Below are 4496 nucleotides of genomic sequence, written 5' to 3' on the forward strand. Positions count from 1 at the left end.
AATACCGACGTGATTGCCGCTGTAAGAGTTGTTTTACCGTGGTCAACGTGGCCGATAGTACCAACGTTTACGTGTGGTTTATTACGTTCAAACTTTTGCTTTGCCATTTTAAATATTCCCAGCAACGTATTAAAAATTAAATTTTCAATGAAGTAAGAGAAGAATGTTAGGAAGTGGTGCTGATAGGCAGATTCGAACTGCCGACCTCACCCTTACCAAGGGTGCGCTCTACCAACTGAGCCATATCAGCAACGTTAATGGAGCGGGCAGCGGGAATCGAACCCGCATCATCAGCTTGGAAGGCTGAGGTAATAGCCTTTATACGATGCCCGCATTCCTAATTCTCGTCCCCACTTCATGAGAAAGTGGTGGAGGGGGCAGGATTCGAACCTGCGAAGGCTGAGCCGGCAGATTTACAGTCTGCTCCCGTTGACCGCTTGGGTACCCCTCCGAGATTGATGGTGCCGACTACCGGAGTCGAACTGGTGACCTACTGATTACAAGTCAGTTGCTCTACCAACTGAGCTAAGTCGGCACTGCATCAAGTGGTGCGCATAGTAAAGAAATGATCGGCATGTGGCAATAGCTAATTGTGAAAAAGATGCGTTTTTTTTAACTTTTTCTAAATATGTCTTTTTTTACTGCGATTTATTAACATTTTTTAATCAACAAACAAGGTTAAGCCTTCTAATACTAGATTTTCATGCTCAATAATATTTTGCATATTAAGACCCAAAAACAAATTTCTATCTCCGCCAGTCAAAAATATTTCAAATTTATCGATATTTTTTTTCATTTCTTGAACAGCCATCAACAAAGTTCCCAAAATTTGAGCAGTACAACCGTTATCGACACAGCGTGGTGTGTCGTTACCAAAGCTGGTTAAACTCAAATTTTTGTCATCTGAGAAAACACGATGCGTATTTTTAAGTAGACTTTGTTTAAGCAATATAACGCCTGGCACTATCCAGCCGCCTAAATGATGTCCATTTTGAACCGCATCAATTGTCATTGCGGTACCTATATCAACGACTAAAAATGTTTTACTTGAGCTCTTTTGCATACAGGCCAACATTGCAAGCCAACGGTCTACACCCATATTTGAGGGTATTGAATAAGAGTTTATTAATCCGAAGGCACTGCATTGAGTTTTGGCAATAAACAGTGGAATACTATTTGTGTCACAAACACCTTGTATATAATTAGTTATTTCGTCCTTTCCAACATTTGAGAGATAAACGCGGTTTGCCGTGGTTAAAAGTATGGTGAGCTCATGCATATCGCTATGACGAGATATAACACCAATAGAGGCAATCTCAGATTCATATATAGCTGATTTTATACTGGTATTCCCAACATCAATGAATAACTTAACCTCTTCTAACACTTATTTCTCCACCATGGTGCGGTGTTACTTTACCTGCATTTTCTAAAAGCAGCGCTCCGCCGTCACTTATACCTTTGCTCAGTCCATGAATTCGGTTATTACCGGACTCTAAATAAACGTATTCATTATAAAAAAGATCGGCTTCTTTCCACTCTGATAAAAAAGGGCTTAAACCTTCAACTTCAAATTCCTCAAGCATGTTAGTTAAGGTGATTATAATGAGTGCGGCTAATTTATTTCTATCAACTGGTTGTTGCGTAATGCTAGTTACATCGATAAAAGGTTGGTCGATTCCGTCTATCGAGTTAGGTAAGTCTATATTAATACCAATACCTATAACAGCACTTGCATCTGAGCCTACTTGCCCTTCAACTTCAACCAATATCCCAGCCAGTTTTTTAAAATTATAATAAACATCGTTGGGCCATTTTAACTTACAATTACTAACGCCAATCTTCTTTAAGGAACGGTTAATTGCAATCCCGACTAATAGAGATACACCAGCCATTGACTGATAGCCGCCTTTGAAGGTCCAAGCCATCGACATATAGATGCTCGAACCGAAAGGCGATACCCATGTTTTACCACGCCTTCCACGACCATGAGTTTGTGCTTCAGCAAGACAAACAAAACCTTGAGGTAATTCATGCAAACGCTCTTTAATATAGGTATTGGTTGAACCAATTACGCTTATTACTTTGACTGTGTCCGTTTTTTTTTGACCTACAAGATGGATTATCTTCGTTTGGTCCAATAATTGTAGTGGTGTTGCTAAACGATAACCTCTGCCTTTGACGCTGAAAACATCGAGACCTATGCCGGTTAAATACTTGATATGATTTGCAACGGCACTGCGACTGATACCAACAAGTTCACCTAAGAATTCACCAGAATTGAATTCCCCATTAGCAAGTTGCTGTATCAGTAAAGAACGAGTTTGGGCTGCTTTCTTTCTCATAAGTCTATTAACCCGCTCTTACCTACCAATCGAACTTCATTCTCTAGTTCAATAGCGAACTCGTTGCTCACATCCAGTTTAATTTGTCGCGCTAGCATGAGTAATCCTTTTCCATTGCCGCTGCCAGTATTGACGAGTACCAAAGGTTGTTTTTCATGACATTTAACCCCTAGATACATTTTCCCTTTAAACCCAAGTTGATCAATCAGCCAAGCCGCTGGGATCTTAACACTGGTATTAGAGATCTTGTGATGTGGGACCGCAGTGTAGCGCCTCTCGATGTCATTTAATATGTTATTTGTTACCACTGGGTTTTTAAAAAAACTCCCTGCGTTACCCACTACTTTGGGATTGGGTAGCTTTGCTGTTCTTACCTCAATCACCTTGTTAAATATATCTACTGGTGTCGGATTAACCAATTGATTGAGCGGTACATAACTGTGCTCCACTTTATTATTTTTTGGGAGTATAAAATTAACCTTTGTAATGACCGCTTTATTAAAAAGTTGGCGCTTGAAGATGCTGTCACGGTAAACAAAATGACACTCTTGATGGTTCAACATGTGAAACGAATTTAAATGTATATCGTAGTATTCAACACTGACTATAAACTTTTCAATTTCAACACCATAAGCACCGATATTTTGAATAGGTGCTCCACCTACAGTTCCTGGTATTAATGCAAGGTTTTCAAACCCATATGCACCAATCGATAATGTATATTCAACTAAGTTGTGCCATGATTCACCTGAACCGACTGATAAACTGGTTTCGTTCTCGTTTTCGTGTACCTCGATGCCAGTTAACTTATTAAGTACAATAGTGCCAGCGAAGTCTTCAAGGAAGATACTATTGCTGCCCTCACCTAATAAATAATATTGTTTAGTTTTGAGACGTTCAAATATCGAGACTAAATCATCCTTAGTGTGGATTTCAACTAAGTCTTGCGCCAAAGTATCAAACCCAAAAGTATGTAGTTTTTTCAAAGGAACCAATGTCAATGTCTATCCTTGTTGTCGATATAAGAGCATGTAAACTGCTACTACCTGCATGATACCAACTTTTATTGGCAAGGCTTAGTTTTTTAACGCTAACCCACTAAGGTAATGTAGTGTGACTTAATATTGTTAGTCAAGCGATCCAATTTGGTGATGAGAGTTAGCATTTAATGAGTTACTATATAGTTGTCTAAAATAGAGAGTATATTATGAAAATTTGTGGTGTTGAATTAAAAGGTTCTGAGGCAATAATTTGCTTACTATCTTTTAAAGATGGGTTATTTAACTTACCCGAGTGTCGGGTAAGAAAAATTGAATTTAACAAACGCAATGGGACTGGTGACATTCGCTATTTTCAATCTACGTTCAGTAAATTGATGGCGGACTACACTATAAACGCTGTAGTGATAAAAGAAAGACCATTGAAAGGCAAGTTTGCCGGCGGTGCGTTAGGCTTCAAAATGGAGTCTGCCATTCAACTTATTCATGAACTTGATGTTGAGACGATGTCTCCACAAGTTTTTAAAGAATCAATTAAGCGAAACCCTGTCGTTGTGCCTTTTTCCGAGACTGGATTAAAAGCATTTCAGGAAAATGCATTCACAGCTGCGTATGCAAAGCATATGAACATTCAGCATCCGCCTCCTCCCCCTGAAGTTGTTTCTACATCTGAACCTATATAGTGGCGTCATTACCAAATTAGGCCAGTCTCGCTGGCCTAATCTTTGATGATACACAAAGCAAACTCAAGAAATCCACATTACCGCTGCCACCATGGCATTTATAGGCCAATCATTTTGATGTAATCCATCACCCTCTACTGATGTTGGCAAACCCGAAAGAGAATTTTAGACACCATCAAATTAGATTTCAATGGTGCTTGCGGATACTCACGCGCTGCGTTGAACTGTATCGTTGAAGACTAAACTATATAGCTAAATAGTTTAACGTCTAGAAAGAAAAAACCCGTCACAGGGACGGGCTCTTAAATGGGAGCCTGACGGTGTGCTACTCTCACATGGGGAAACCCCACACTACCATTGCCGCTAATACGTTTCACTTCTGAGTTCGAAATGGGATCAGGTGGTACCGTATCGCTATTGCCGTCAGGCATAAACTGGGTGCAACATCATCGCGCTCTGTGCGATAACGC

5 protein-coding genes, 4 tRNA genes and 1 rRNA gene are annotated in these 4496 nt (G+C 39.8%); 1 reads left to right on the forward strand and 9 read right to left on the reverse strand.

The features are described from left to right. The 8 genes from G399_RS20615 to murB all read right to left on the reverse strand — a co-directional run. On the reverse strand, positions 1–107 hold a 107-nt coding region (locus tag G399_RS20615; protein ID WP_034896937.1), incomplete at its 3' end, for a GTP-binding protein. A gap of 67 nt (positions 108–174) precedes the next feature. After that, positions 175–250 (reverse strand) — tRNA-Thr (locus tag G399_RS0110795). A gap of 8 nt (positions 251–258) precedes the next feature. Continuing rightward, a tRNA-Gly gene (locus G399_RS0110800) sits at positions 259–333 on the reverse strand. Between the two features lie 33 nt (positions 334–366). Further along, positions 367–451 (reverse strand) — tRNA-Tyr (locus tag G399_RS0110805). 8 nt (positions 452–459) lie between these two features. Continuing rightward, positions 460–535: transfer RNA gene (locus G399_RS0110810), tRNA-Thr, on the reverse strand. A gap of 126 nt (positions 536–661) precedes the next feature. Then, positions 662–1387, reverse strand: coding sequence for a type III pantothenate kinase (locus G399_RS0110815; RefSeq protein WP_006007955.1), 726 nt, complete (start codon positions 1385–1387; stop codon positions 662–664). Beyond that, a complete protein-coding gene (birA, locus tag G399_RS0110820; RefSeq protein ID WP_006007957.1) occupies positions 1371–2345 on the reverse strand; it encodes a bifunctional biotin--[acetyl-CoA-carboxylase] ligase/biotin operon repressor BirA in 975 nt (324 codons plus the stop codon). Before birA ends, G399_RS0110815 begins: the two co-directional genes overlap by 17 nt. Beyond that, the gene (gene murB / locus G399_RS0110825) at positions 2342–3346 is read right to left on the reverse strand and encodes a UDP-N-acetylmuramate dehydrogenase (RefSeq protein WP_006007958.1); all 1005 of its coding nucleotides are present in this window, start codon (positions 3344–3346) and stop codon (positions 2342–2344) included. Before murB ends, birA begins: the two co-directional genes overlap by 4 nt. Before the next feature lie 206 nt (positions 3347–3552). Here murB and G399_RS0110830 point away from each other — a divergent pair, with 206 nt between their 5' ends. Next, on the forward strand, positions 3553–4026 hold the full coding sequence (locus G399_RS0110830) for a DUF3010 family protein (RefSeq protein ID WP_006007960.1): 474 nt from the start codon (positions 3553–3555) through the stop codon (positions 4024–4026). A gap of 312 nt (positions 4027–4338) precedes the next feature. Here the strand turns inward: G399_RS0110830 and rrf are convergent. Further along, positions 4339–4454: ribosomal RNA gene (gene rrf / locus G399_RS0110835) — 5S ribosomal RNA — on the reverse strand. Positions 4455–4496: the final 42 nt, after the last annotated feature.

Source organism: Brumicola pallidula DSM 14239 = ACAM 615, from assembly GCF_000428905.1.
Classification (GTDB): Bacteria; Pseudomonadota; Gammaproteobacteria; order Enterobacterales; family Alteromonadaceae; genus Glaciecola; species Glaciecola pallidula.